The 25,666-nt window shown below is 42.7% G+C and carries 27 protein-coding genes and 5 tRNA genes; 21 read left to right on the forward strand and 11 right to left on the reverse strand.

Annotated elements, in window-relative coordinates; translation table 11 throughout:
* Positions 1–11: 11 nt before the first annotated feature.
* The 6 genes from arcC to ACRRU2_RS12660 all read right to left on the reverse strand — a co-directional run bounded on the left by arcC (position 12) and on the right by ACRRU2_RS12660 (position 7,513).
* On the reverse strand, positions 12–962 hold the full coding sequence (arcC, locus tag ACRRU2_RS12635) for a carbamate kinase (protein WP_432502093.1): 951 nt from the start codon (positions 960–962) through the stop codon (positions 12–14).
* 107 nt (positions 963–1,069) lie between these two features.
* Positions 1,070–2,518, reverse strand: a complete 1,449-nt coding sequence (locus ACRRU2_RS12640; protein WP_331699949.1) for a cytosine permease — start codon at positions 2,516–2,518, stop codon at positions 1,070–1,072.
* A gap of 64 nt (positions 2,519–2,582) precedes the next feature.
* The gene (locus tag ACRRU2_RS12645) at positions 2,583–3,758 is read right to left on the reverse strand and encodes a tetratricopeptide repeat protein (protein WP_331699950.1); all 1,176 of its coding nucleotides are present in this window, start codon (positions 3,756–3,758) and stop codon (positions 2,583–2,585) included.
* Positions 3,755–5,185 carry a DUF1116 domain-containing protein gene (locus ACRRU2_RS12650; protein WP_432502096.1) on the reverse strand — a complete coding sequence of 477 codons (1,431 nt, stop codon included), beginning with the start codon at positions 5,183–5,185 and terminating at the stop codon, positions 3,755–3,757. The genes ACRRU2_RS12645 and ACRRU2_RS12650 overlap by 4 nt, the downstream gene beginning before the upstream one ends.
* A gap of 6 nt (positions 5,186–5,191) precedes the next feature.
* Entirely contained in the window at positions 5,192–6,736 is a 1,545-nt protein-coding gene (gene fdrA / locus ACRRU2_RS12655; RefSeq protein ID WP_432502098.1) for an acyl-CoA synthetase FdrA, read from the reverse strand.
* 15 nt (positions 6,737–6,751) lie between these two features.
* The gene (locus ACRRU2_RS12660) at positions 6,752–7,513 is read right to left on the reverse strand and encodes a DUF2877 domain-containing protein (protein WP_432502100.1); all 762 of its coding nucleotides are present in this window, start codon (positions 7,511–7,513) and stop codon (positions 6,752–6,754) included.
* A gap of 488 nt (positions 7,514–8,001) precedes the next feature.
* Here ACRRU2_RS12660 and ACRRU2_RS12665 point away from each other — a divergent pair, with 488 nt between their 5' ends.
* Complete coding sequence (locus ACRRU2_RS12665; protein WP_432502102.1) at positions 8,002–9,696, forward strand: PucR family transcriptional regulator; 1,695 nt, start codon at positions 8,002–8,004, stop codon at positions 9,694–9,696.
* 194 nt (positions 9,697–9,890) lie between these two features.
* Positions 9,891–10,643 (forward strand): uracil-DNA glycosylase family protein, encoded by a 753-nt coding sequence (locus tag ACRRU2_RS12670; RefSeq protein WP_432502104.1) that lies wholly within the window; start codon positions 9,891–9,893, stop codon positions 10,641–10,643.
* 95 nt (positions 10,644–10,738) lie between these two features.
* Here the strand turns inward: ACRRU2_RS12670 and ACRRU2_RS12675 are convergent, their stop codons facing one another.
* Both ACRRU2_RS12675 and ACRRU2_RS12680 read right to left on the reverse strand, forming a co-directional pair.
* Entirely contained in the window at positions 10,739–11,104 is a 366-nt protein-coding gene (locus ACRRU2_RS12675) for a hydrolase/acyltransferase (RefSeq protein WP_331699956.1), read from the reverse strand.
* A gap of 262 nt (positions 11,105–11,366) precedes the next feature.
* A complete protein-coding gene (locus ACRRU2_RS12680; protein WP_432502106.1) occupies positions 11,367–11,573 on the reverse strand; it encodes a hypothetical protein in 207 nt (68 codons plus the stop codon).
* Between the two features lie 318 nt (positions 11,574–11,891).
* Between ACRRU2_RS12680 and ACRRU2_RS12685 the strand changes: the two genes are divergently transcribed.
* The 6 genes from ACRRU2_RS12685 to ACRRU2_RS12710 all read left to right on the forward strand — a co-directional run bounded on the left by ACRRU2_RS12685 (position 11,892) and on the right by ACRRU2_RS12710 (position 13,461).
* Entirely contained in the window at positions 11,892–12,359 is a 468-nt protein-coding gene (locus ACRRU2_RS12685; RefSeq protein WP_331699958.1) for a SprT family protein, read from the forward strand.
* Positions 12,360–12,398: 39 nt separating this feature from the next.
* A tRNA-Asn gene (locus tag ACRRU2_RS12690) sits at positions 12,399–12,474 on the forward strand.
* A gap of 5 nt (positions 12,475–12,479) precedes the next feature.
* A tRNA-Ser gene (locus ACRRU2_RS12695) sits at positions 12,480–12,570 on the forward strand.
* A 562-nt stretch (positions 12,571–13,132) separates the two neighbouring features.
* Positions 13,133–13,207: transfer RNA gene (locus ACRRU2_RS12700), tRNA-Glu, on the forward strand.
* 47 nt (positions 13,208–13,254) lie between these two features.
* Positions 13,255–13,330, forward strand: a tRNA-Lys gene (locus tag ACRRU2_RS12705).
* A gap of 45 nt (positions 13,331–13,375) precedes the next feature.
* Positions 13,376–13,461, forward strand: a tRNA-Leu gene (locus ACRRU2_RS12710).
* Between the two features lie 212 nt (positions 13,462–13,673).
* Here the strand turns inward: ACRRU2_RS12710 and ACRRU2_RS12715 are convergent.
* On the reverse strand, positions 13,674–14,867 hold the full coding sequence (locus tag ACRRU2_RS12715) for a tyrosine-type recombinase/integrase (protein WP_432502109.1): 1,194 nt from the start codon (positions 14,865–14,867) through the stop codon (positions 13,674–13,676).
* A 40-nt stretch (positions 14,868–14,907) separates the two neighbouring features.
* Positions 14,908–15,483: a helix-turn-helix domain-containing protein gene (locus tag ACRRU2_RS12720; RefSeq protein ID WP_432502111.1), complete on the reverse strand. Its 576-nt coding sequence runs from the start codon at positions 15,481–15,483 to the stop codon at positions 14,908–14,910.
* 169 nt (positions 15,484–15,652) lie between these two features.
* Between ACRRU2_RS12720 and ACRRU2_RS12725 the strand changes: the two genes are divergently transcribed.
* The 13 genes from ACRRU2_RS12725 to ACRRU2_RS12785 all read left to right on the forward strand — a co-directional run bounded on the left by ACRRU2_RS12725 (position 15,653) and on the right by ACRRU2_RS12785 (position 24,806).
* On the forward strand, positions 15,653–15,895 hold the full coding sequence (locus ACRRU2_RS12725) for a helix-turn-helix transcriptional regulator (RefSeq protein WP_432502113.1): 243 nt from the start codon (positions 15,653–15,655) through the stop codon (positions 15,893–15,895).
* A gap of 255 nt (positions 15,896–16,150) precedes the next feature.
* Positions 16,151–16,483, forward strand: a complete 333-nt coding sequence (locus ACRRU2_RS12730; RefSeq protein ID WP_432502116.1) for a hypothetical protein — start codon at positions 16,151–16,153, stop codon at positions 16,481–16,483.
* Between the two features lie 68 nt (positions 16,484–16,551).
* Positions 16,552–16,851 carry a hypothetical protein gene (locus tag ACRRU2_RS12735; RefSeq protein WP_432502119.1) on the forward strand — a complete coding sequence of 100 codons (300 nt, stop codon included), beginning with the start codon at positions 16,552–16,554 and terminating at the stop codon, positions 16,849–16,851.
* Positions 16,848–17,081, forward strand: a complete 234-nt coding sequence (locus ACRRU2_RS12740; protein ID WP_432502122.1) for a hypothetical protein — start codon at positions 16,848–16,850, stop codon at positions 17,079–17,081. Before ACRRU2_RS12735 ends, ACRRU2_RS12740 begins: the two co-directional genes overlap by 4 nt.
* An 11-nt stretch (positions 17,082–17,092) precedes the next feature.
* On the forward strand, positions 17,093–17,332 hold the full coding sequence (locus tag ACRRU2_RS12745) for a hypothetical protein (protein ID WP_432502124.1): 240 nt from the start codon (positions 17,093–17,095) through the stop codon (positions 17,330–17,332).
* Positions 17,333–17,345: 13 nt separating this feature from the next.
* On the forward strand, positions 17,346–17,537 hold the full coding sequence (locus ACRRU2_RS12750) for a helix-turn-helix domain-containing protein (RefSeq protein ID WP_432502126.1): 192 nt from the start codon (positions 17,346–17,348) through the stop codon (positions 17,535–17,537).
* A gap of 5 nt (positions 17,538–17,542) precedes the next feature.
* The gene (locus tag ACRRU2_RS12755) at positions 17,543–19,927 is read left to right on the forward strand and encodes a phage/plasmid primase, P4 family (protein ID WP_432502128.1); all 2,385 of its coding nucleotides are present in this window, start codon (positions 17,543–17,545) and stop codon (positions 19,925–19,927) included.
* A gap of 359 nt (positions 19,928–20,286) precedes the next feature.
* Complete coding sequence (locus ACRRU2_RS12760; RefSeq protein WP_432502130.1) at positions 20,287–20,514, forward strand: hypothetical protein; 228 nt, start codon at positions 20,287–20,289, stop codon at positions 20,512–20,514.
* A gap of 680 nt (positions 20,515–21,194) precedes the next feature.
* Complete coding sequence (locus ACRRU2_RS12765) at positions 21,195–21,758, forward strand: hypothetical protein (RefSeq protein WP_432502132.1); 564 nt, start codon at positions 21,195–21,197, stop codon at positions 21,756–21,758.
* 119 nt (positions 21,759–21,877) lie between these two features.
* Positions 21,878–22,996 carry a hypothetical protein gene (locus tag ACRRU2_RS12770; RefSeq protein ID WP_432502134.1) on the forward strand — a complete coding sequence of 373 codons (1,119 nt, stop codon included), beginning with the start codon at positions 21,878–21,880 and terminating at the stop codon, positions 22,994–22,996.
* A gap of 45 nt (positions 22,997–23,041) precedes the next feature.
* A complete protein-coding gene (locus ACRRU2_RS12775) occupies positions 23,042–23,587 on the forward strand; it encodes a stalk domain-containing protein (protein ID WP_432502136.1) in 546 nt (181 codons plus the stop codon).
* A 50-nt stretch (positions 23,588–23,637) separates the two neighbouring features.
* On the forward strand, positions 23,638–24,099 hold the full coding sequence (locus ACRRU2_RS12780) for a hypothetical protein (protein WP_432502138.1): 462 nt from the start codon (positions 23,638–23,640) through the stop codon (positions 24,097–24,099).
* Between the two features lie 161 nt (positions 24,100–24,260).
* Positions 24,261–24,806, forward strand: coding sequence for an NYN domain-containing protein (locus ACRRU2_RS12785; protein WP_432502140.1), 546 nt, complete (start codon positions 24,261–24,263; stop codon positions 24,804–24,806).
* A gap of 40 nt (positions 24,807–24,846) precedes the next feature.
* Here the strand turns inward: ACRRU2_RS12785 and ACRRU2_RS12790 are convergent, their stop codons facing one another.
* Entirely contained in the window at positions 24,847–25,593 is a 747-nt protein-coding gene (locus ACRRU2_RS12790; RefSeq protein WP_432502142.1) for a DUF5131 family protein, read from the reverse strand.
* Positions 25,594–25,666: the final 73 nt, after the last annotated feature.

Genomic DNA, 25,666 nt, shown 5'->3' on the forward strand with positions numbered 1-25,666 from the left:
CTCCCTAAAAATTAGTTAATGATATGGGTTCCTGCTTGCTTCTTGATGGCATCCTGTAAGCTTTCAGGATTTGTAATAATAACACGGCGGCCTTGCTTCTCAAGGAATTTGAGGCTGGCTTCGATTTTTGGCAGCATGCTGCCTTTCGGGAAATGGCCTTCAGCTGCATATTGCTTGATTTCTTCAACGGACACCTCATCCAGCGCTTTCTGCTCAGGCGTGCCGAAGTGGACGAATACTTTTGGAACACCAGTTGTAATGACAAGCGCTTCTGCATCGATCTGCTCTGCGAGCAAGCTCGTAGCAAAGTCTTTATCGATTACAGCATCAATACCTTCATACGTTTGCTCGGCTGTCTTCACGACCGGAATGCCGCCGCCGCCAACTGCGATTACGACATAGCCGGATTCGATCAGCGATTTGATAACATCCTTTTCTACAATATCAACCGGTACAGGTGATGGCACAACTCTGCGATATCCGCGGCCGGAGTCTTCAATCATTGTCCATTCCGGATAAGATTTCTTCAGCTCTTCGGCTTGCTCGGCAGTGAAGAAGGAGCCTACCGGCTTCGTTGGGTTTTGGAAGTTTGGATCATCGCTGCTAACCTCTACTTGCGTAATTACTGTAGCGACTTTTTTAGTAATGCCGCGGTTAATAAACTCATTGGTTAACGCTTGCTGAACCAAATAGCCGATTCCGCCTTGTGTATCGGCAACGCAATTGACGAGCGGAACAGCGCTCATGCCGATTACTTCGTGGGCAACCTCGCTGCGTCTCAGCTCAAAGCCGACCTGCGGCCCGTTGCCATGAGTAACGACCACATCGGTGCCTTCCTGTACCATATCTGCAATATTGGCAGCAATTTCGCGAACGGCTTCGGATTGATCCTGAATAGAATCACGGTCATTGTCCTTGACGAGCGAGTTGCCGCCAATAGCTACTACTACATATTTCCCCATTGTCTCCTCCTGCATGTTTGACTGAATCATCAAGAATAGGTGTGAAGCTTGAACTATTGAATCGGTTAACGTGCCTCCTTCGTTTACGCGAAGAACGGCGGAGCCGTTTATCCTTGTGTAACGGCATTCGATTTTTTGTAGAATAAAGTGTAAAGAATAAACGAAATAATGAACCCGGTGAAGAAGGCAAAATCTTTGAATGTGACGAGCAATGGCACATTAGTAAATACGACACCGGACATTGGGATCAGGAAGCTTATGATCAGCACGGTCATAGCAACTTTGTTATAACCGCCTTTGAATTCGCCGTTAGAGCCCGGCTTTACATACATATGGCGAAGGTCTAACACCTGCTTGCGTTGAATGAAGAAGCTGGCAAGCATAATACCTGCTATTGGACCATACATCGAGCCGATAAAGCTATAGAACAGATACAGCATTGTTGTATCGGACACAAGCTTCCAAGGCAGGATAATCGTACCGATTACAGCTGTGAGAATACCTGCGCTTTTAACGGTAAACAGCTTAGGGAACAGCGCTGTCATTTGCAAGCCTGCTGGCTGCAAATTACCGAATACGACGAATGCAGTCGCACCCAAATTGAGTGCCAAAAGCAAGATAATAACAGCAAAGGTGCTACCCATTTTGCCAATAGCGTCTACGATGTTGAAGATTGGCTCTCCAAATGCGATTTCTACACCTGCAATCAAAGCGATACTTGTAATCGCAAATAATATATAGGATGCGATAAAACCGATCGGAAGTCCCCATTTTGGAGCGTTGATTGATTTGGCGCGCTGTGTAAAGTCAGAAATATTGACGATAGGGCCGGCCCAGTTTGATACTAATGCGCTTACGCAAGCGATAAAGACAAGCGGGTTATCCATAGGCTGCGAAGGCACGTAGTCCATAATAGGTCCGATGCCGCCTGCGACGTAAATGCCCCAAATAGCAGCGCCGATAATAAACACGTATACGATAGGCGATGAGTATGCGCTGAATTTGCTAAGCGCCTTCATGCCAGTCAAGAAAAGCAGTACGGTTATGACCCATAGAATGATATACGAAAGCATCGTTGGAAAGTCTAAACCGAATAGGTTGAAGCCACCGCCCCAGGACATATAATCCGGGAATATGCGGGTGAATATGACGTTGAACGCCTGTGCACCGACGACTGTTGTTGTTCCGAAAAAAACAAGGCCAGAGATCAAGCCTCTGCTAAGAGCTGGAATAATGGAGCCTTTGACGCCAAAGGAATCTCTGAGCAGCATGGCAAAAGGAATACCATATTTAGCTGCAGCAATACCGTTAAGGGCATAGCCGGCAGAAACGATTAGAGCTGACAGCATAACTGCCCAAAACACTTGTGTTACATTTAAACCGAGAACAAAAAATCCTGCTACGGTCATATACGACATAATGTTGTGTACAGGACCCATCCAAACGGTGATATAGTTGAACATGCCCCAATCGCGCTTTTCTTGCGGAATTGGCAAAATATCATCTGCATAGCCGTAGGATTTAAATTCCTCGATCATTTTATTATCGTCACTCATTGTGAGTTCCCCAATCTCCCTTATGGGCGTTTTAATTGGATAACGATTCACTTGCCAATTAACATCATGATTTTTGCTGTTCTTCTAACAAATGCAGCGACTGATTTTTATGCTGGTGATAAAGCGGATTGGAAGGATCACTGGCAATTGCATTTTCTATAGCGTCAATAGCCTCCTGATGCCTGCCCAACGAACGCAAGCTGTTAGCTTTGTGGAACGAGAAATCATAACGATGAGGCTGCTGCTCAAGCAGCTTATCCATCTCGGCTACAGCTTCTTCATGCCTGCCCAATTCTCTTAAATAATTGGATTTGTGATACCGATAAAATGTCTCGTCAGGATTAAGCTCGATCGCTTTATTGTACTCAGAGAGCGCTTCCTCAGGCTTTTTCAGCATCCGCCAGCTATTGGCTGTATAGAAATAAAAGTCGAGATCGTCAGGCTGTAACGACAATGCTTGATTGTACAACGCAATTGCATTCCCATATTCGCCAAGCTCTCCAAGGAAATAGCCCTTATAGTAGTACAAGTCTGTGTTTTGCTTATTTTCGCTTAGCGCTGCGTCAATAAGCTGGATGGCTTCCTTATACTTGTCCTGGCGAGCCAGTTCCTTGGCTTCAGTAATATTCGGGTGGCTGTCAACGTTCTCATTGTTTAATATCCGGATGACATTTTGCTGCTCCATTTGTTCGGCATGCTGAAGGGAAGATTTGCCGTCACGGTCTTTCAGATGAATATCAGCGCCAGCCTTAACTAGCAGCTGGATAATATCCGAATACAACCGGCCGCCGTTGCCCAGGATGACTGATTCCAATAAAGCGGACCAGCCTAGATTGTTGATATGATTAACTGCAACGCCTGCATCCAAACAAACTTGAACGGTTTTCAGGTAGCCCTTCTCGCTGGAAGGAAGCAGCGCCGTGCCGCCAAATCGATTCACGCTTTTTATATCTGCACCCGCTTGAATCGTGAGGCGCAAAATATGATAAAAGCCATTCGCTCCCGCACAAAGGTAAGGCGTGAGCTGTGTAATATCTCTTGCATTTACATCGCTGCCAGCGTCAATTAAACGCTTGGCTATTGCCATATTGTTCTTTTGGGTAGCGGCCATTAGAGCTGTACGGCCATTGGCATCCTTAAAATGAACATCTGCGCCGCCCGAAAGCAGCTGCTCAACAGCAGCTGCATCCTCGCGGTCACAAGCATTTATAAGCTCTTGACTGATCAAATTCTCGCTCATAGATTGTCTCCGGAGCTTAGCGCAAGCAAGGCTTTCTCGAAGCAATCAACTGGCGGATTGGTAATCCCTGCGCCGATCATACCGATTCCAGCTTCTTTGTGGGCAATCGCAGTATTGATAACCGGCATAATTCCAGTTTGTATCACTTTGCGAATATCTATGCCTGTTGGAATGCCGTGGAAATTCAACAATGGAATCGTCACATTAGGATTTTCAGTCGTAGTAATTTCTCTCATCTTTGTTGAATAGCCTAATGCTTCATCCACCGTACCGCCGACTAAAGCAACGATAGCTGGCGCAGTAGCCATTGCGAAGCCGCCGATTCCGTAAGTTTCTGTTATCGCGCTGTCGCCGATATCCAGTCCTGCATCTTCAGGTTTGTAGCCGGCAAACATCGGTCCGATAACTTTTTGTGAGGGGCCTGTAAACCAAGTATTTCCAGGCATGCCGCTTACGCGAATACCAAATTCTACGCCGTTGCGCGCCATTGTCGTAACGATCGTGCTGTTCTCGATGCCGTGTGCTGCATCAAGCGCGCATTTACACATTGCCATCCAAGTCGGGCCAGAAAAGTAGTCACTGCTTGCTACGAAATTAAATACTTCGATTTTTTGTTCCGTTGTAAAGTCCGTTTGCAAAATCAAAGGTGTAAGTGCTTGAATCAGCATTGTTGTACCGGCGTTGTTACGGTTATGACACTCATCACCCATGTGAAGCGCTTGAGCCAGCATGAGACGCAGATCGATACCATTCGTAGAGAATTTCATGGCGTCGCGCAGCATCGGTCCAAGCACGTCTCTCATCCAGTTAAGACGCGCGATAACTGTTTCATCGTTAGCGCCCATACGAAGAATTTTGGAAAGCTGTTCACTTAAGTTTGTGAATGCGATATTTCCGTAAGTTTTATTTTCGACAATATGCATAAACATGGAAGCTGAAGTTACGCCTGCCATGGATCCAACACAGTTATGCTCGTGGCATGGAGAGAAGGTGATTTCACCGGATGCCGCTACTCTTTCAGCATCTTCCAAATCCTTGGCCAAGCCTTCAAAAACAAGTGCGCCCGTAACTGCGCCTTTCATTGGACCGCTCATTTTCTCCCAAGTTATTGGAGAACCTGCATGTAAAATAGTCGTTTTGGTCATGCCAGGAACGACGTTAATCGCTTGATCGAAGCCAATCAGCACAGGCTGTGAATTAATAATGCGTTCAACCGCCAGCTTGTTGGCTGCTTCAATCTTTTCCAATATTTCTGGTTGTTCCAGTTTATCTAGAGCAGCAATCAGCTCAGGCTTGCCGCCGCCTGGCGGCTTCCATTCCAAGTGGCTGACGCTTGTTTTTTGTTTTAATAGATCATCTTTAAACATTTCAAGACCGACATTGATAACATGCAGATCACTGTTGAAAAGCGTATTCGTTTTGCTCATATCTATTTAAACCCCTTTCTCCACAAAGCCTCTAGCCAATAGTCCAGCGTTCGTGCTGCTGCTCGCATAAGTAACGCCTGCATCAACCAGTTTTTTCAACTGCTCATCTACGGAAGGTGTATCCAAATCCGTACCTAGCACATAACCGACAATTTCAAGATGTCTTCCTTCTTGCTCTGCAAGCTGCTTAGCTTCAATAATGGCAGGAACCATAACGCCTACAGGGTCTTCATGGGAGCCGTAGCCGAGTACAAAATCCATCAAAATAACGCCTACAGACGGATCTTTAGCTTCTTGCTTGAAGCGATCTATGCGAGTAGAAGGGTCAATCATTGGATGCGGCTTGCCATTCGTAAATTCGTCATCACCGAAATCGATAAAGGTATGAGCTTCGCTGACTTGAATGTTTATCAGGCGCTTTTCTGGATCTTTAGGGATATTGCTATAAACGTCATCATACTTTTCCATTGCCAAATACATGGATTCGTCACAAAGTGTGCCGCCGCAAAATAGACCGCGAATATATTTTTGCTCTGGTGTAAGCTTAGCTTTAACTTCTTCAATAAGCGGCAAATTAAGCGGATGCTTGTCAATTTTACTTTCATCAACGCCAGATAAAATGACAGCTTTAAGCGCAGCTTCTTTTGTTGTTTTGGCAAAATGTCCGCCTGCAGCTACAACCGCTTCTTCGGAGCCGCCAATAAAGCAAACGACAACGGGCTTATTCATATTTTTAATTTCGGCAAGCACTTTTTGCTCAACGCTTTTTGCTGGCGGCTTCGAAATAAGAACGATAACCTTCGTTGCATCATCCTCATTTAGTGCTTTCATTCCATCTAACATCATGATTCCGCCAACTTTTTCACTTAGGTCGCGTCCGCCTGTACCGATAAGCTGGGTTATGCCGCCGCCAAAGTCATGGATGCGTACACTAACTTCTTGACTGCCTGTACCAGAAGCGCCAACAATACCGATGCTTCCCTTACGAACCTTGTTAGCAAAGCACAAGCCGATATTATTAATAATGGCAGTACCACAGTCTGGACCCATCAAGAACAGTCCTCGCTCATGAGCCATCTGCTTCAATTCAATTTCTTCCTCAACGCTGACATTATCGCTGAACAGCATGACGTGAAGATCATTTTCCAACGCTTTTTTAGCTTCTCTCGCTGCAAAAGCGCCGTTTACTGAAATGACAGCCAGATTGGCACCTGGAATGCTTTTAGCTGCGGAATCAATAGTTGGATATTTGATATCGCTTGCGCCGATAGCCTCGTCCTTTTTGATAAACAGCTCTTCAACAGCCTCGTAGCTTTGCTCAGCCAAATCATCTGTTGCAGCCTTGATAACAATCATAAGATCACTGTTTTTCGCTTCTTCCAGCTCGGCAGTCATAAGGCCGACATTTTGCAGCACTTCTTTGTTCATTTTAGTTCCCATTGCAATAAAGGCTTGTTCGATGCCTTCGATCTGATTCGCTTTAGTCGTTAATGACATAAGGGAGACGGAATCGAAATATGTGTTCTTTTTAATGACTACTTTGGTTGCCATATTCTACCTCCAGCATTAATTTAAGTGAAGCTCCAATCCGTGAATAAGTCCGAGAGCGATATCCGTTCCAGAAGAGGAACCGATGCTCAATACGGCAGCAAGCCTGTCTTTTGTTTCTTCTGAGGTGCTATGAATCACAGCTTGCATAAATTGAACAATTTTCTCTCTAACTTGTCCGGCGGCAGCTTTTTTCATAGTTATGCAACTGATCTGATTTGTGAGTTTCGATGCATGCAAAACGACATCCATGCAAAAAGACCGATAGGGCCAAAGCGGACTATCTGGCATATTGAATACCGTAAACAATCCTGTTAAATAGTCATCACCTGAAGGGGTGAGGCCTGGACCAAGTCCTATCAATGAAACAGCTTGTTGAGCTGCGCTTTCCCATCTGACCAGGGATAGCTGCCCAAGCAGGTTTCGCGATCGTTCCTCGAGCATTCTTGCAAATTCGGTTTGAATGATATTATCAGTTGTTATTGACTTTTTCATTCCGCCTGCTTGGCCATGCTCCTGAATAAATAATTTTGCTTCGAAAATATTTTGTTTCAAAAGCGCAGTATCGGCAGGATAAGCAGGCAAGAGGCATTGCCAAGGTTCCGTTTGCCTGATGGATATATTCAACTTATTTTCTACTTTTATACACTTGTTGCTGACAAAAATCCGATCGCCAACGGCTAGCTCCAGTGTGGAACAACTGTCGAGATCGGTTATCAAAGTATTGGGTCCATTATCCAAATGCCGAGCTGCTATTGTATAGAGCTCGCCATTTTCCAAGCAAGTTACGTTAAATGTACGCTCAAAGCTGCTGTGAATGATTCCTTGAAAAGATCCTTTCCCAAGAAGCCGAAGAAATTCGAGATCGCCGGAAATCGCGTTACAAGCATAGGCTGCCTTTTGGTTTGATTTGTTCGTCATGATCAGTCAGAGAATCTCCTCCTTACATGATGTGATGAGTTGCATAACTGTACTGGACGGATACTAATGAGGGTGCTCATTTCACCTAGACCGTAAAGTCGCTTATCCTTGGCATTCCAATTCTTAGATGCTACACTAGTGAAGTTGATGGAATGAAAGTCCCTGGAATGGTGAACCTAAAAACGTGAGAATTTTGTGAAATACTTCACATTTATTGGTAATATCCGCCCATTACCTTAATTATAATTCTGCTGCTATGAAGCGGTCATCATTCACCGAAACTAAAAATACATATTACTTATTGTGCACATTGCATAATGGGTCAGCAAAGGAAGGGGAGGGTCGTAATGTTAACCGTCAATGATTTATTGCATATAAAGGCGATTGAAGGTATTAAGCTGGCTGCAGGTCATACTGGTATGACCAATCAAATTTCGATCGTTAATATTATCGAGAATCCTGATGTGTTTGACTGGCTGTCTCCTAACGAGCTGATTTTATCGACAGGCTATATTTTTAAAGACAGCGCAGAGCTGCAAGATAGAGTCATTCAAGAGCTTGCAGAAAGCAATTGTGCAGGTTTGGTCATCAAGATGAAACGATATTTCGATAAGCTTCCGCAAAATATGATTGATCTGGCTGACAAGCTGGGCTTTCCGCTTTTAGAGCTGCCCTTCCAATATACGTTATCGCAGGTTATCGCAATTATTAATGAAAAAACGAATGCGGGCTATGATAGCTTGAACCGGCGTTCGCTGGATCTGCACAACGCCTTATTCAAGATCGCACTTGAAGGAGGCGGGATTGAGCAAATTACGGCGGAGCTGTCCGCTACGATTCATAATCCGGTCGTCATATTGGATCGCGACTGGAATTTACTCTGCTATAAGGAGCATGCGGAAGCCATTACTCCGCTTGAGCAAATGATACCGCTAGTCATTAGCAAGCCTGTGTTCGGTGCAGATTTTACCGATCGTATTCCTAACTATATGAGTGAAATCAAACGATCCATTAAACGCAGTTATTTTCATAATGGACAGGAATTCAAATGCCGCATTATGCCCGTGGCGGTGTCGAGCTTTGTATATGGGTTTATCGTTGTTTTTCAAACCGTACGCAAGCTGGTCGAATTTGATTATTTGGCGCTGGAAAATGTATCGACTATTTTGGCGTTGGATCGCATTAAGGCAAGAGAAATTGAAGAAGTGAAGCTGAAAATCAGACAGGACTTTTTTGATGTGCTATTGTCCGGCAATCCGATATCCGCCAAAATGATCGATACCTTATCTGATATGCATGGCCTGCAGGAAAAATATGCTTACTACTGCTTGCTTGTCCATATGGAAACCAAGGATCCGGAAAGCTATTCCAATATGGTGATTCACAAGTACGAGCTGGAGCATATCGCCAAAAAATGCGTGCAGCTTATAAATGAATGGTCTGAGTCAGCAAACGGGGAAGTAACTTGCTATTATCGTAACCAGCAAATCGTCATTTTAGTGGGAAGAAGTGAAAATAAAGCAGCAATAACGAAAAATGAAGCGAAGAGCTATGCACAGGAAATTTATGACCGGCTGCATCATCAGCAAAAGGGTATTGCTTTTTTCATTGGCGTTGGCGGCCAATACAAGACGATCCATATGCTGTACAAAAGCTTTTTCGAGGCGCAGGAGGTGCTGCGGCTGCAGCAGCGCTTGAAATATAATCGCATCGTATCCCACTATGAAGATTTTGCAGTTTATCATTTTTTGGATAACAATGTGAATGCAGTAGAGATGGAACGTTTTTTCCAAAAGACTTTGAACGCGGTAGCGGAGCATGATCATTTGTTTGGTACAAGCTTCATGTCTACGCTAGAATATTATTTTAAATACAATCACAATGTATCAGAGGCTGCCAAAGCGATGTATATTCACCGCAATACTTTTATTTATAGGATAGACAAGACGAAGGAGCTGCTGCATAGTGATTTGAAGGATGCCGATGAGCTTCTGCAAATCCAGCTTGCTTTGAAGCTGTACCGATTATTGAATAAAACATAAGCGAATATAAGTAAAACGTCAGGGCGGCAGCTCTGGCGTTTTTTAATGATATGAAAGCATAAGTTTACACTTCATACCTGATCCAATATTTCATTGGTAAACGAGCTTGTTCAAAGGACGGCGGAGCCGTTTATCCTTGTTGGATGAATTTTTGGGATGCTCGTATGCATGAATGGACAAGTTAGGAGGTAGAGGTGAGAAAATTTATGCTTATTACACAGCATTTAAATACGTATAGACGAGCCATTCTTTCACTTCCTAAGCATAAAGCATGGCGAAAAGAAGAGCTGCTGACTGATGATTTGCTGATGGCTCGCAGCGGGAAGCTGGAAGTATACTACGCGCCGCATAATGAATATTTCAATCCTTTAGCAAAGATTATGATTATCGGACTAACGCCGGGTTTTGCACAAATGAGAATAGCAATACAAGCCGTAAAGGCTGCATTAGAAAAAGGGCTTTGTGTTGAAGAAGCATGCAGACAAGCAAAAGAGAAGGCAAGATTTGCAGGAAGCATGAGGAGCAACTTGATGGACATGCTGGATGCTATAAATTTGCATAAGTATTTGAATACTTCGAGCAGTTCCGAGCTGTTTCATGCGCAGCAAAGTCTGCTGCATACAACATCTATGCTGCGTTTTCCGGTTTTTATGAATAAGAAAAACTATAGTGGCGCACATCCTGGCTTAATGTCCAGCCAAATGCTGAAGAAAGCTGCATTAGCGTATGTAGAAGAAGAAATTCAATTAACGAATGCTGCGCTCATTATTCCGCTCGGCAAAACAGTAGAAAGTGCACTGAATATTCTTATTAAAGAAGGCAAGCTGGATGAAAACCGATGCCTATGGGGGTTTCCACATCCTTCGGGGGCCAATGGGCACAGGCATAAGCAGTTCGCTCTTCACAAAGAGCGGATGAGAAATAAGTTAACGGAAATTCAATGGTAACGGAAGCGGACGATTTCAACTTTACGATCACAACTGCGCTGAAAACAAAAACCGCCGGTTAATAAACCAGCGGTTCACATGTCACTTGATTGATTTTACGCGTCGTATAACCCTTCTTCAAGCTCCTCGTACCATTGCTCCAGCTGTGCTTGCAGTGCGCGAATTTCGGTCAGCAATGAAATGAGTGGATAGGACTGCTCCTTAACTGCAGAAAAATCGCGTTCCAGCTCATTGATATAGTCCAGACCGGAAATGATGGATACGTTCTCGCTATGAAGCTCAACATTATCGCATTCTGCTATCGCATATGGTAAGCTTGGAATATGCTCAGCCGTTAATTTGTCAATTTCCTTGTGTAAACGAAGATTAAGCGCGCTTAGCTGGTAGGCATGCGTTTGAGGCATTTCTACGAATGAAATGCGGTCTTCCTGCTTCATAACTACAAATCTCATCGTTGCCATAATAAAATGTTTCCCCCTTGGTATCGTACAAATTGATCGTATAGTAAAACATATAGTAAATCGTTTAGTAAATCGCATAGTAAATCGTAAAGTAAATCGTAAAGTAAATCGTATAGCAAATTGTAAAGTAAATAGAGAAATCTATTTCAATATAGAGGCTGTTGGATAGCTCGGTAGCAGCGGCCTAATAGCTTGGATAACAAAGCTATAACGGAGTTCGAGAAGCTATTTATTATTGTAACGAATCGTAGTAGGGTGTCGATTAATTGTGGATAGGGCAATAAGCAATCGAAAAGGGTACTACTACGATCAAGGTTGGGATTCCGACCGCTGTTGTAGTCCAATTTTTTTGATGAAATAACCCCTGTAAAGGATAAAATTGGCCTACAAAGGCGGACGCTGCCGCTTCTCCATTCCCAATCTTGCTCTTCGTTCCCCTTTCGTTTTGCTTGCCAATCGTTGCCCACAATTAATCGACACCCTCCGTAGAGACGCTATCTGCGAACAAATGCTCATTTGGGGAGTGTTTTACAGCCAATAAGCATGCTAGGATTCGTTGCAAATTTAAAACAAGCTTTTTCGGCACAATAGCGCTACTAGCATTCGTTAAAGTTTCCAAACAAGTTTTCAACAGCCTTAATTTAGAACATTAGCAAGCTTCATTATAGCATTAATACTATAAATTAATGAACATTTTCAATTATTTTATAGGTAATAATATACGTTCCTACATGACAGTGTAGCTTAAAGCCTGCTGACAATTCAAGTAGCAGAAGGAGAAAGCAAAATGACAGACGAAGAGCTTCAGCTTTGGGTTGAACAAATATCGCTGCAATACTTCAATCGCCCTTTTGTTCATCGGGCAACCTTCAACAGCCGACTAAAGGCGACAGGAGGGAGATACTTTACTAAAAGCCATAATATCGAAATAAGTCCGCATCAGCTGCAAGCTTTTGGAGTGGAGGAAACGGAGAAAATAATCAAGCATGAGCTGTGCCATTATCATCTGCATATAGCCAAACGGGGCTATCAGCATCGTGATGCTGACTTTAAAGCGCTGCTTGCCCATGTGGGAGGATCGCGCTACTGCCAGACCTTGCCAGAAAGGCAGCAGCGCAAGCCGCAGCCTTATCGCTACAAGCTCGTCTGTATTCGTTGCCAGACAAGCTATTTACGCAAAAGACGGCTCGATCCGGCGCGATATGCATGTGGAAAATGCAGGGGAAAATTAAAGCTGATAGCGCTTGACATTTAAGTTTGGGCATGATAAATTTAGTATTGTCGATTTTACTTTTCCCTGATAGCTCAGTCGGTAGAGCACTCGACTGTTAATCGAGTTGTCACAGGTTCGAGTCCTGTTCGGGGAGCCATTCATGGAGAGATACCCAAGTGGCTCAAGGGGACCCTCTGCTAAGGGGTTAGACTGCGTAAGTGGTGCGAGGGTTCGAATCCCTCTCTCTCCGCCATATTTTTATAGTAAATACGACAAGCTGGAGACCGTTTAGCGGTCTTTTTTTATTTTGCTAATGATGAAAGTGCTAGTCGCGTTGGTGGTCTGTTGAGTGTACCTAGGAAGGTGCTGTTGGTGCCGATGAAATGTGAGCGTATCTAGGAAGGTGCTGGTGGTGCCGATAGTATGTTGAGCGTATCTAGGAAGGTGCTAGTCGCGTCGAGGTACGTCGTCGATCAAGTGGTCAGACGTTCCGCTATTTAGGCAAGATTGCCTGTATTCGATCGAGAAAGTGACACACGTTCCGTTATTGGCATTAAAAATCGAAAAACCGCTCTCTAGACCCGAATAGCGGAACGTGTGACCATTAAATCCAGAGAACAGTTATTTTTTCGCGAATAACGGAATGAGTGTCCAAGTAACTCAGTATTTTAAGTCGTCGCGGAGTATTTTTGTTAATTCTGCTGTTTAAAAGCAGTTGAAAAATAGCTCAAAAGAAATTTAAAAAAAATACTTGCAACAATCTCGTATTCTAGTTATAATATAACTTGTCGCCAAAACGATGAAGCTTGTACAATGGCCCGTTGGTCAAGGGGTTAAGACACCTCCCTTTCACGGAGGTAACAGGGGTTCGAATCCCCTACGGGTCACCATTACCTCATTTTTGGAGCAGCTCTTAGGAGTTAGTTTCATGTCTTGAGAGCCATTAGCTCAGTTGGTAGAGCACCTGACTTTTAATCAGGGAGTCGAAGGTTCGAGTCCTTCATGGCTCACCAGTTTTACTGGAATGAAGCCGATTATAGGATCGGAATTTTATAATTGCGGTCGTGGTGGAATGGCAGACACGCTAGCTTGAGGGGCTAGTGGTAGCAATACCGTGGAGGTTCGAGTCCTCTCGACCGCACCATAACAAAAACAGCTGAAACCCTTGATACATAAGGGTTTTTTATTGTTATATAACAGGTGTTTGGAAAACTATATAACAGATGTGATTTTAATGATTGATGTAAAATTGATGTAAAAATTGTTTATAGTAAACTTAAATACAAAGGGAAACATAATAAATAAGCAGAAACGGCTAAGGCATGAAATAATGTCTTAACCGTTTTTTTTATGCACTTATTTTGTTTTAATGGATAGCAGATCATCAAACTTATTGGCAGCTGCTTCGTCTGCTGTTTTCAAAGTGTGGGCATAGATGTTCAGTGTTGTGGTAATGTCAGCATGGCCAAGTCTATCTGATATGACTTTTGCATGAACACCGCTATTAAGCAGCAGTGTAGCTGATGTATGGCGAAGATCATGGAAGCGAATATAGCGAAGGTTATGTTTTTTGGTGAAGCTTGTCCAAAAGCCATTTACGCTATATGGACTCATCGGTTTACCGTCCAGGACAGTGAATACAAAGTTTCTATCCCCGCCTTTCCATAGATCACCTAGTTTTAGCCGTTCTTTATTACAGTGGGTTTTGTATTCCTTGAGTTCTTTTATGACAGAAGCAGGTAGGGATACAGTTCGTATCGAGTTCTCTGTCTTAGGCTCGCTAATTAGGAAACGATTTTGTTTAGTTGTACTTAAAGCTTGCTCTACACGTAAAGTTCCTGCTTCTAGATCAATATGTTTCCATTCTAGCCCCAATAACTCCCCTCTACGCAGACCTGTAGTGAGCGCCAAAGTGATAAGCACTCGCCAATAGGGGAATTCACCTTTCAGCGCTGCAAGGAGCTCCTGTGCTTCCTCCGCTGTGTATACATTAACCTTTGTCTTTTCACCTTTTGGCTTTTTCACGCCGTTGAGAGGGTTTTCTTTAATCAGCTTCCACTCCACTGCTCGATTAAACACATTTCTAAGCGCTCGTAGGATATACTGAACAGTTCCAGCAGCAATCTTGCCGGTACCGTCCGCTTTCTCCGAATTCTGCAACTCTCCCACAAAGTTAATCATTTTGTATGTGGTTATATCTTCTATACGCATATGCCCAATAGCTGGAATGACTCGATTGTTCAAATAGATCATGTAAATTTCTAGCGTTGTAGGTTGTAAATGCTTCACAGCATACTTTTGTTCCCATTCCTCAACAAATGCCGCAAAAGTCATTTTCTGCGGTGCGATATATTCCCCTGCTTCAACCTCTGCTTTAAACTTCACATACTCTGCATCTAGGTAATCCTGTAAACGCTTCTTTGTTTTAAGTAGCACCTGATCTTCGACTTTTAACGTTTTGGTACGCCTTATATATTTACCGTCCGGACCTCTACCGGCGTTTACAGTAAAGAACCAGCTGTTTTCGCCACGTTTTTGAATGTTCGCCATGTGGATTCACTCCTTTCGATAATGATTTAAATGCACTATTTTAAAAATCCCACTTTTGAGAGAAAGAGACAGCACGATTGTTTCCGGATGTTGGCAAGCCCATTAAAAAGTCAAAAATATCTTGTTCTACCGCATCTGTTATATGCTCTCTGGATGTGTATGGTAGTTTCTGTAGGTATGAATACAAGTTGGAATCGACTAAGTTACTTGTATAGTCCACAGTATTATTGATGTAATTAACAGAGGCATGTATAATTCCGGAAATATTTCCTGTGAAAAGAGAATCTTCACAACGGATGTTTATTGTTAGTAGTATGACATAATCTTTTTCGATTTCTACAGCGTTACCTTCATCATCGCCAAATATAACCTCCTCGTCATTTTCCCCTTTTAATTCAATTGTCGCATCAATTTTTATTAGAACGTAAGAAAAAAGCTCTCCAGGTGAAACTTTTAACAGTTCGCAGAGCACATCCATGGTGTCAAACTGAATTCCTTTTCCGTTTTCGTTAACCAACGCTGAAATTGTGGTTCTTGAAAGTCCTGTATTGTCCGCAACATCTTGTATCGAGAGTTTCCGTTCGGCCATTAAAACTGCAAGATTACACTTTATCATGCACATCCCTCCTGTAACCATTATAACACCTAATGCAATCAAATCAATCAACAGTCTGGTTATTAAGGGTTGACAAGTAATCATTTAAAACATATCATTGTCTTATCGAAATAACCAGACAATTGGTTAAAATGATTTTTATGTTGATTGAAATGAGGTGAATTTCTTTATGAAAGTAGTTGTAAAAGATCTTTGCCGACTCAACGAACTAATCATTCGCAAAGGATTGACCAGACGTGGATTAGCTCAAGTCGCAAATATCGGAACTTCCACAGTACTTCATATTTGTGGTGGTTCCCGCAACCCGGGTCCAGCTGTCGCGAAAAAGATTGTCGATACCCTCGGTGTGGATTTTGACGAGATTTTTGAAATCGTCTCAGCAGAAGAAGCCAAAGAAGGTGTTTATGTATGAAGCTATACGGCGTTGTAATCGGCGGTAGGCTATATGCCAGGACAAAGTTGGGTAATCTTATTGCGCTACAGCTATTGGCAATCCAAGGTTGAAGCTGATCGCTCTTTGATAACTACATATGGAAAGTGGTGAGGACACTAGTCAGCTTAAGCATGATTTGAAAGCAACAATTAAACTATGCTGACTAACGGCATTCAGAGCGTGGAAGTAGCCTAAGAACTTGGCCTTAACTAAATTGAAAGGGTGACACGGGTTATGGATGGTCAAACAATGTTGTTCAGTGTAAAGTGCCGCGTGGATCTGCACCGTAAACATTTCCCCAATGGTGCGACTTCAGCTGAAATTAAGCTATTGGACGATGTACAAGAGGTTATCAGCTGGGCATACCAAGCAGGAAGGGAAGCAGAGGGCGTTGTGAGTCCACAAGATAGTAGTAATAATGCCTCTCTTGGTTATGTCATTATGGCGGCTGAGCGTGTTGGGCTCAAGCAAGTACAGATTTATCAGATGGTTCAATGGCTTCATCGTTTATTCGATGAAATTACACTTGAAGAGGCTGCTGAGCATTATATGCAATCGGATTATTAAATGTAGTGTATACCCCGTTGTTGGTAATCAGATTAAACCGAAAATGCTTATTACTGGAGGATTATTTCATGGGACAGGCAATTAAGGATTCTATCTTTAAACTGGAAGGTTACATTGGGAACATAGGATTAAAAGTCGAAACCTTGCAAGATGTTCAAGCACTTTTATATCGTTTGCGAACGGATATGGACGATGCAGTTCACAAAGGATGTGAAAGGCATTATTTTTCTGAATACCATAGAAGTGTAAGAGTTCTATCTGAATTAATGAATCACCTGGTTGATGAGTTGGCTTCAAACTATAAACAAGCACACGAATTGCACTCATCTATGCACGAAAAATTTGTAAGAGGTGGAGCGGTATCATGAAAAAACACTTTGATAATGCCACATGGAAAGCTATGCACAGCGATCATGCCGCTGAGCTACTAGCAGGAGCGTTAGAAGAAGATATGTTGCTGGATAAGCTTCCCGCTCCTGTATCGCAATTCATGGCTCAGGGCGGTATTGACCCGCAAAAAGGGATCAGGGCGATTATAGCTGCCCGTATCGAACAGATCAGGCAGCGGCGCCAGTCAATCATGAGGAACTATGAATAGGGGGCTTTATCTTGCAAGCAGTTGGAGCTATTGAACAAGAACTTAAGTTAGATCAGGAGCTTATCGTCTCATTGGTAAAGCGAGGGCAATTAAAAGAACTGATTTCATTCGCAGAGGAATTCATTCAATCTTATAACAATTTTGAAGATGATTTTACGGAAATAATGCGAGATGAGTGCCGTCGTATGGTCATAAATGCAGTAAAGAAGCAGATTATTTCAGCTATAAGCGCGCTGAAACAAGGTGCATAAGGAGGCGGAAAGTATGCAACGCATTACAATTGAAGTCAAAGAAGTAGCAGCGCTGCTTGGCGTATCTACTGGAACCATCTATACAATGTGTCGTTTGGGGGAAATACCTCATTTGAAGGTTCGCGGGCGCATTTTGTTCAACCGTCATGTTATTGAAGCCTGGACACGTGGCGAAGTGCCAGTGCAGCAGGTACAAGGGGGTTAAAACGATTGAATCAATTTAACATCGAGAATATACCAGATGAATTAAAACGGAGAAATCAATGGGTATTATGGAAGTTGGAGAAGCGTCAGAATGCAGGCAAGCCCACAAAGGTTATGTACTCAGTTAACGGGAATAAGGCTGCTTCGAATAAGCCTGAAACTTGGTCAAGCTTTCAAACAGTACTAGACGAATACCATAAGCTGCCTGGGAGCTATAGCGGAATAGGTTACGTGTTCAGCGAAGTTGACCCTTATACAGGAGTCGATCTTGATGATTGCGTTATAGAGCAAAAGCTTGTAGGCGGGGCACGGGATATTATTTTGAAACTAGATAGCTACACTGAGCGCAGCCAGTCCGGAAACGGGGTACACGTACTTGTGAAAGCAGAGAAGCCCGGAAAGAAGTGCAAGAACACAAAGGCTGGTTTTGAAATGTACGATCGGGAGCGGTTCTTCGTCGTAACAGGTGATCATGTAGCCGGTTCTCCTTTGACGATAGAGTCAAGGCAGAAAGAGATAGACGATTTATATGATCGCATGTTTAGCAATAAAAAAGAAAGCCAGCAAAAGCCAGCCCTCTCCAGCACAGATAAAGAAGATTCCCATATTATCAGTTTAGCACAGAAGGCTAAAAATGGCGAAAAATTTATGCGATTATACCGTGGCGACTGGAGCGGATACGGCAGCCAGTCTGAGGCAGACCAAGCATTGTGCAATATTCTGGCCTTCTATACGCAGCAGCCGGAACAGGTTGACCGATTATTTCGGGGAAGTGGCTTAATGCGTGAGAAGTGGGAACGAGAGGATTATGCAACGGAAACGATCCGGAAAGCGGTCGAACTCGTCGAGGAAACACAGATAAACAATAAAGCGAAACGTGAAGACATTCCGACCTTTGATATAGAGGACAAGGGAAATGCTGAGCGGCTGGTGCACTATTTCGGTTCGCAGATTCTGTATTGTGCTGGTGCATGGTACATATGGGAGGGAAAGCGCTGGTTAAGAGATGATATGAAGGCAATCAAGACATTTGGTATGGAACTCGCTGAATTAATAGATCGCCATGAATACTTTCCTCTGTGGGATTCCATTGATGAAAACGATCAGATGGCAATTCTGACCGCACAGCCGAAAGACCTGGACCCGGAACAACGGGCGCTGAAAGCTCGCTTGGACGCATTGAAGCGACAAGGAAAGTTGATGCGAACGGATAAGGGGATTAATGCGGCGTTGTCTCTCGCGGCTTCCCTGCGGGCTGTACAGGCTGAGGAATTGGATGCTGATCAGTGGCTATTGAACGTCAATAATGGCACAATCGATCTTCGAACGGGTATGCTACTGCCGCATAATCCTAGTATGCTGCTTACAAAATTGGCTCCAGTGGATTATATTCCCGATGCCCCACGTCCACTGTGGACTTCCACGCTATACCGAATATTTGAAGATGAACAAGGACAGCCGCGAATGCCTGAGCTCTTCTTTTTGAAAAAGATGCTTGGTTATTGTCTTACAGGATCCGTAACGGAACATGCTTTTTTTATCTTTCATGGTCGGCGCGGACGGAACGGGAAAGGAGTAATTAACCAAGCAGTTGAGGCGATCCTAGGCGACTATGCGCAGCAGATTCCGGCCGATGCGCTCCTGGCGAAACGGTCAGATGGCGGTGGCGCCTCACCTAGTATTGCAAAGATACGTGGATCCCGATTGGTATTCGCCAAAGAAACAGATCGCGGCAGGCGCTTAGATGAAGCACTCATTAAATCGCTAACTGGTGGCGATTCTATTACAGCTCGATTTCTACATGAAAATGAGTTTACCTTTCGGCCAACGTTCAAAATTATTCTGGAGACAAATTATAATCCACACGTCGATGGTTCAGACGACGGCATTTGGGACCGAATCAAAAAGCTAGACTTCCTTCGGCATTTCCAAGCTCATGAACGTGATAAGGCGCTGGGAGAGAAGCTCCAGGAAGAATATGCTGGCATACTGGCCTGGATGGTGGAAGGTTGTCTCATGTGGCAGCATGAAGGCTTGGAGGAAACCGCAGATATGAAAGCATATAAAGAGCAGACCCGCTCTGATGGTGATCCAGTTATAAGTTATGCGGATGAGCGAATATTGTTTAATGTTGAAGCATGGGTAAGACCTAAAGAGCTTTATGATGATTATGAACAGTGGACTTATAGGAATAATGAGCACTTATTCAAAAAAAGCGAATTCAAAATTAGACTCCAGGCTATTGCAGACCGGAAGAACCATCGAATTCAATGGAACGGTCGAGATTCCACTGGAACAATCAGAGCAGTGCGCGGTGTTGGAATTACAAGCGCTTGGATTTCTGATCAACCGTTTGCCACAGTGGCACCAATAGAAGCTTATCGACGTTGATATTCTGACAATCTGACAAATGTCTGACAAAATCTTAAATAATTTTGTCAGACGAAAAAGTCAATGTTTATGCGGGTTTATAAGTCTTTTCTGACAATCTGACAAATTTAAAACCAAACTATTGTATATAGTGAAAACAGGCTCATGCATAAAAGCACATATACGTAAATGCATATACACGCTATATATAATAGTTACACAAAAATTTTGTCAGATTTGTCAGAAGTCGCTGAGATGCCTTGATATGACTGGGTTTGTCGTCTGACAAAACAGGAGAAAAAGTTGTCAGTAGAAATGTCAGATTGTCAGAAAAATGTCTACTCAACAGCTTTGTGGGCAAGAACTTGCATTCGGGTCTTTTGGCCAGAAGTAGGAAAGGAGTAAAAGATATTCGTACAGAGCTTTTAGACAAGCTGCTATTCAACGTTAGGGAGCAGCGAGCTATTCTGCAACATATCGAGGAAGCCAGGACAACTGGCTGCATCGGCATTAAGGCAATGGGCCAGTTAATTGATCAAATTGAACAACTGCAAGAAGATCGACAGCAAATGATCGTAGCGCTTGAAGTTGAGCTGCTGGCGTTGTAGCTGCATACAAAAGTATAACATCTACAAAACGAACTCAATTCAAACACTTGTGTGCAACGTTTACAAAACAACTCAATTAACGTTGCATGCATGTACCCTCGGAAACCCTCGGAATATTGTTGGTATGTTCAGATTTTTCAGGCCCTAAAAAAGGATAGATACAGGGCAATTGTATGCAACGCTTGCAACGTTTTGTACTACAGAAAACTTCAGGTTACGAAACCGAACAGCGTTGTAGCGTTGCAACGATTTGTATGCAACGCCACCTAGTAAAACCTAGTATTTTAGCAGTGTATTCATGCAACGGATGCTTGCATTTGCTAGCATTTTTTGTGTGCAGTGTTGCACCCTTTTTGAAACGTCTGATACTCAGAAATGCTCTGATTTTTTTAAGTAATGTTGAGTATCCGGACATTTCGGACGCCCTAAAAAGGACGACACGAAACAGCCATATGTAACATGTTGTATCACTTTGCTGTTATCTTTTGTTAACATTTCGGCACTTTCGGCAGCCATAAAAAAGAGGAAATCGGCTGTTTCGGCTCCCTAAAAAGGAAGCAACGCTTGTAACGCAATGAACCTCAGAAAACCTCAGATTAGAAACGATAAAATATATCGGAGTTATCAGAGGCCCTAAAAAAGAAGATGAACTAAAATATTATACCAGGAGGCTATACATTATGAGAAAACACATTGAATACTTTATTAACGAATATCGGAAGCTAATCGACCAAACACATGAGGAGAGCACAGCATTAAAGGTTGATGCCCGCTATACCACTGAATATAAAGTGGAGCTGCTAAAGCAAGTTATAGAGCGCTTTGATGCAAAACGTGAAGGCTATCTGACGCATATCAATTCACAGATCGAGCAGCAACGGAAGATTATCGCTGATCGCCAGCAGCTCGTTGATCGCGGAGCCGACTATGATCGCAAGTTCGGTAATGCTTTGAAAGTACTGGAGCTGACAATGTACGATATGACAGATCAAGAAATTATAAATCTTGTCGAGCCTTTCAAGGGTGATTATCACACGATGAATATACTTCGACGAGTGCTGCAAAAATCGAAGAAAGAGGATCTAATCCCTGTGGACTTTGCAATGAATCAACTAACCGCGGCATTAATTGAAATCGAGCGAACGACACAGGACGCCTTTACAGCGCCGTTTGAGCAGAGCGGTACGGCTCTTACAAAAGTAAGTATAGCGATGCACTATTACGGTGCTGCCCTGCCTGAATAGACGACTATTAGCCGGCAGCTCTCCATTAAGGGGAGCTGCTCAACCTAACCTGACATTCTACACAAATATGATGTTGAGTTTTGTTAAGGTTCATACGCACATATGAGAGGATGAAGAATATGAGTTTATGCTTTTATATACAAGTGAAAGATCAAATTTTTGTTGGTGCTGATTCAGCAGTAACTTTGAATGGCAAGAGATCTATATATAATATCCAGAAGTTAACACCCTTAAATGGCGGTGGATTAATGTTCTTGGCAGGCACTGTTAATTGTACCGCTGCAGTAGTAAATGAAGTAGCACAATTGTTTTATGTGGACGCGGAGGACGTTCAGAGAATATTGCGCAATCAATATCCGATTGAACTTTCACTTAATCCTGAGTATGAGGAGAAAGGCGAAAAAGATTTATTATCGGCTGTAGTATTTAAAATGGGGGTGGATGGCCTAGCCCGATCCTATACCATGCGGTCAGTTGATAATTTCGAAATAATCGAGGTTTTTTCACCTAATGGGATCCATGTATCGGCTGCTGGGTTTGAAGCAAACAAAGCCCATGCTGCAGGCCGTAAATTATGTGAAACTGGAGCAGTGGATGCCCATTTCGTCATTCGTAGAGTATTCGAACATGTTAGCGGTGCTGAAGTTGGTGGTTCCCTATCTATGTATAACATTAATCGAAAAGGAACAACGTTGATTTCTGAAGAGAAGATTAATGAACAATTAAGGTTTCCTATTACGAAAGATCCTATTTACACTCCGAATGCACATTTAGTAGCCGGTGAAGTTATTGGATCAGTCGTACAAGGAAGTACAGTAAAAGGTTCAATAATTGAAGGTGGATTGATTAATGGAGCTTCCATTTTTGGCGGCAGCATTGAGATCGGTAGCGGGAATAACGTTTTTAAAGCGAATCAAGAGGGCATATGGGCAGGGCATAGTAACTTTGGAGCTGCTCCATTTAAAGTTAATATGCTTGGCCAACTGCAAGCAAGTAATGCCCACATATCAGGAGGCAATATAACAGGTGCAGCCAATATTAATGTTACCTCTGATTTGAATGCAGGGAATAATGTTTTTGCCGGAAAACAATTTAGATTGCGAGATAACGACTATGGAAACGGAATTAGATGGGGTACTGGAATGGGATTAGAGATTTATATTGATCCTTTTGCAAAAGCGATGCATTTAATAGCCCCAGGAGGCGTATTCGTTAATGGAGTTCAAATAGGAGTTTAGTTGGTGTATACTGGAAGCAAAACTCACATTTGGAGGTTTGCTTCCTTGAAAAAAGTCGCATTAGGAATTATTATCGGAATATTTTTAGTAACAGCAATCCCAGCAGCTGCAGAAGAAATTAACAAGCGGGTTACTGCTACAGTCAGAAATGATTTTACTGTAGAAGTGGACGGTAAGAAAGCTAAACTGGAGAATGCTCCTTTGGCATATGATGGATCTTCTTACTTGCCAGTTCGTGAAGTAGCCAATTTGCTGGGTAAAGAAGTCGATTTTAAAGATGGGGTGATTAAACTGAATACACCAGCTGCAGCTTTAGTAGAGATCCAACACAAAGGACTCAGGGCAGTTAAAGTAGATAGCGAAACATATTTCAGCGCTAAAGATTATAATGATAAGTACGAGCCAATTCTATGGGGATTTGATCTTGAAATGGGGATCATATTTCTTGCAGATAACAGGCCCACAGAGAGCAAATTAGTCCATTTGGAGATAGACCAGGACGAACCAGGTGCCGTAACTATCTACAAAGGTGAAACTTACATCAACGTTAAATATTATAAAGAACCTGCAGATTTAAAGCCCGCTGAATAAGCGGGTTTCTGTGTATAGACAGCACGATTAACATCAGAGGACGTGAGGCTATGTATTGGGTGAAAAGGGTACGGCGGGAGCTGATGGCTTATAGTTCACTCCAGCTGAGACGTACAGAGTTGCTAGAGCGGCTGAGGACGATGGATGAGGGCATTACTCCAAGAATTAGTAAACTGGACGATATGCCAAGAGCTAAAAGCGGGCGGCCGAATTCCACTGTGGAGTTTATGGCAGTTAAGCGGGAAGAAGATCGACAGGTGATCGAATGGGAGCTGAAGGTTACGGAGCGGCTGCTGGATCCGATCGAACGAGGGCTGAAAGTATTATCCGACTTAGAGCGAGAAGTGATTAACTTGGTATACTTCAATTTCGATGTTCCTGAGCATGAGATTGCTAACTCTCTTGGGTTGTCACAAGTGCAGTTTGAAGATATTAAGCTGAATGCATTGAGTATACTGGATGTCCACTTGATGAAGCCTAAGAGGACAGAATTATATAACAGGTATGGTTGAGTGAAAAAAAATTGCGTTTGATGTTGCTTTTTATAAAAATTTGAATATACTGTTATTAGAGCTAAACGCTACCGTTCACTTACTGGATGGTGGGTCAAGAGTAACAAGGAAAGCGGGAGAGGCCAACGCGGCCCTCCCGCTTTTTATTAGGGAGGATAAAAATGAGACTAGCAATATTTATTGATGGCGGCTATCTAGACAGTGTTCTATTAGATTTTAAAAAAGCACGTATCGATTATGAAAAATTATGCGATGAATTAAAAGAAGAATTATCTTTACTTCGTACATATTACTATCATTGCTTGCCTTATCAAAGTTCCGCCCCAACGGATATAGAGAAACGAGAATTTTCAAATGCAGAAAAATTTCAACGTAAACTAAGTAGACTTGAGAGTTTTACAGTAAGAAGAGGAAAATTAGCATATAGGGGTATAGATGATAACGGCAAATCAATTTTTGAGCAAAAGCGGGTTGACGTAGCGTTGGCCACTGATTTAGTTATGCATAGTACTAAAAGGCTTATTACACATGCAATTCTTATCACGGGGGACAGCGATTTCATACCTGCTGTAGAAATAGCACAATCAGAAGGGGTACACGTCAAATTATTTTATGCCGATAGCAAACGTCCACATGATGAACTTATGGATTCTGTTGATTCTCTTAAGTTGATAACTCAGGAAATGATAGATAGAATTAAGAGATAGTAAATAATGTAGTGCAAGGAACAAACTCGACTTTTATTCGCTAGTCGAGTTTGTTTTTTTTTACATTTATATCTGCAAGAATATTAGGATACTCGCTCCATAGTCTACCGTCCAATACACGACCATTTCGGTGTTTCTGAACGCCGCCCCATTGTTTAAAAAAGAAAGCTACGTTGTCAGATATGCATTGATCTCTGATTGTACGTACCCATTCAGGATCCATTGGTCGAGCTCCAGGACCACTTTCCCCTCCTACGATTACCCAATGTATACCTTGAAGATTTAATTGATCTATAGGCCCGATAAGCGGTTCCACGGAAAGAAATCTAATTTGAGCAGGTACATTTCTTAAATCATCTATTCGGTGTAATACCTTACTATCCTCAACACTTACGCCTTGCCATACATTTTGTGGCCAAGGTAATTGATTTGAAAGTTCTAACAATCGATCGGAGCGTTTAGTAAGAATCTGAAATGTATGCCAATGAGCTTTTTCCATTGTTTCAAAGACAGACCGAATGAAATCTATAGGCACGTCCTTATGAAAAAGATCAGACATTGAATTAACGAATATACGACGAGGTTTTTTCCACTTCAAAGGTGTGCTTATTAAATCATTATGAAGGGTTACCTTAAATTCATTAATATATCTAGGATTGTTCATTGCATGTAATCGTTTAGCCATAGTAGCTGCATAACAGTGTTTACAGCCAGCAGATATTTTATTGCAACCAGTTACGGGGTTCCATGTTACTTCTGTCCATTCTATATTTGATGTGGTAGCCAATTTGAAACCTCCTAAAATTCATAGATAAAGATTAGTCATACACCGATTGCTATATTTTTGGAAATTTAATTAT

Source organism: Paenibacillus sp. GXUN7292 (assembly GCF_050864975.1).
Taxonomy (GTDB): domain Bacteria; phylum Bacillota; class Bacilli; order Paenibacillales; family Paenibacillaceae; genus Pristimantibacillus.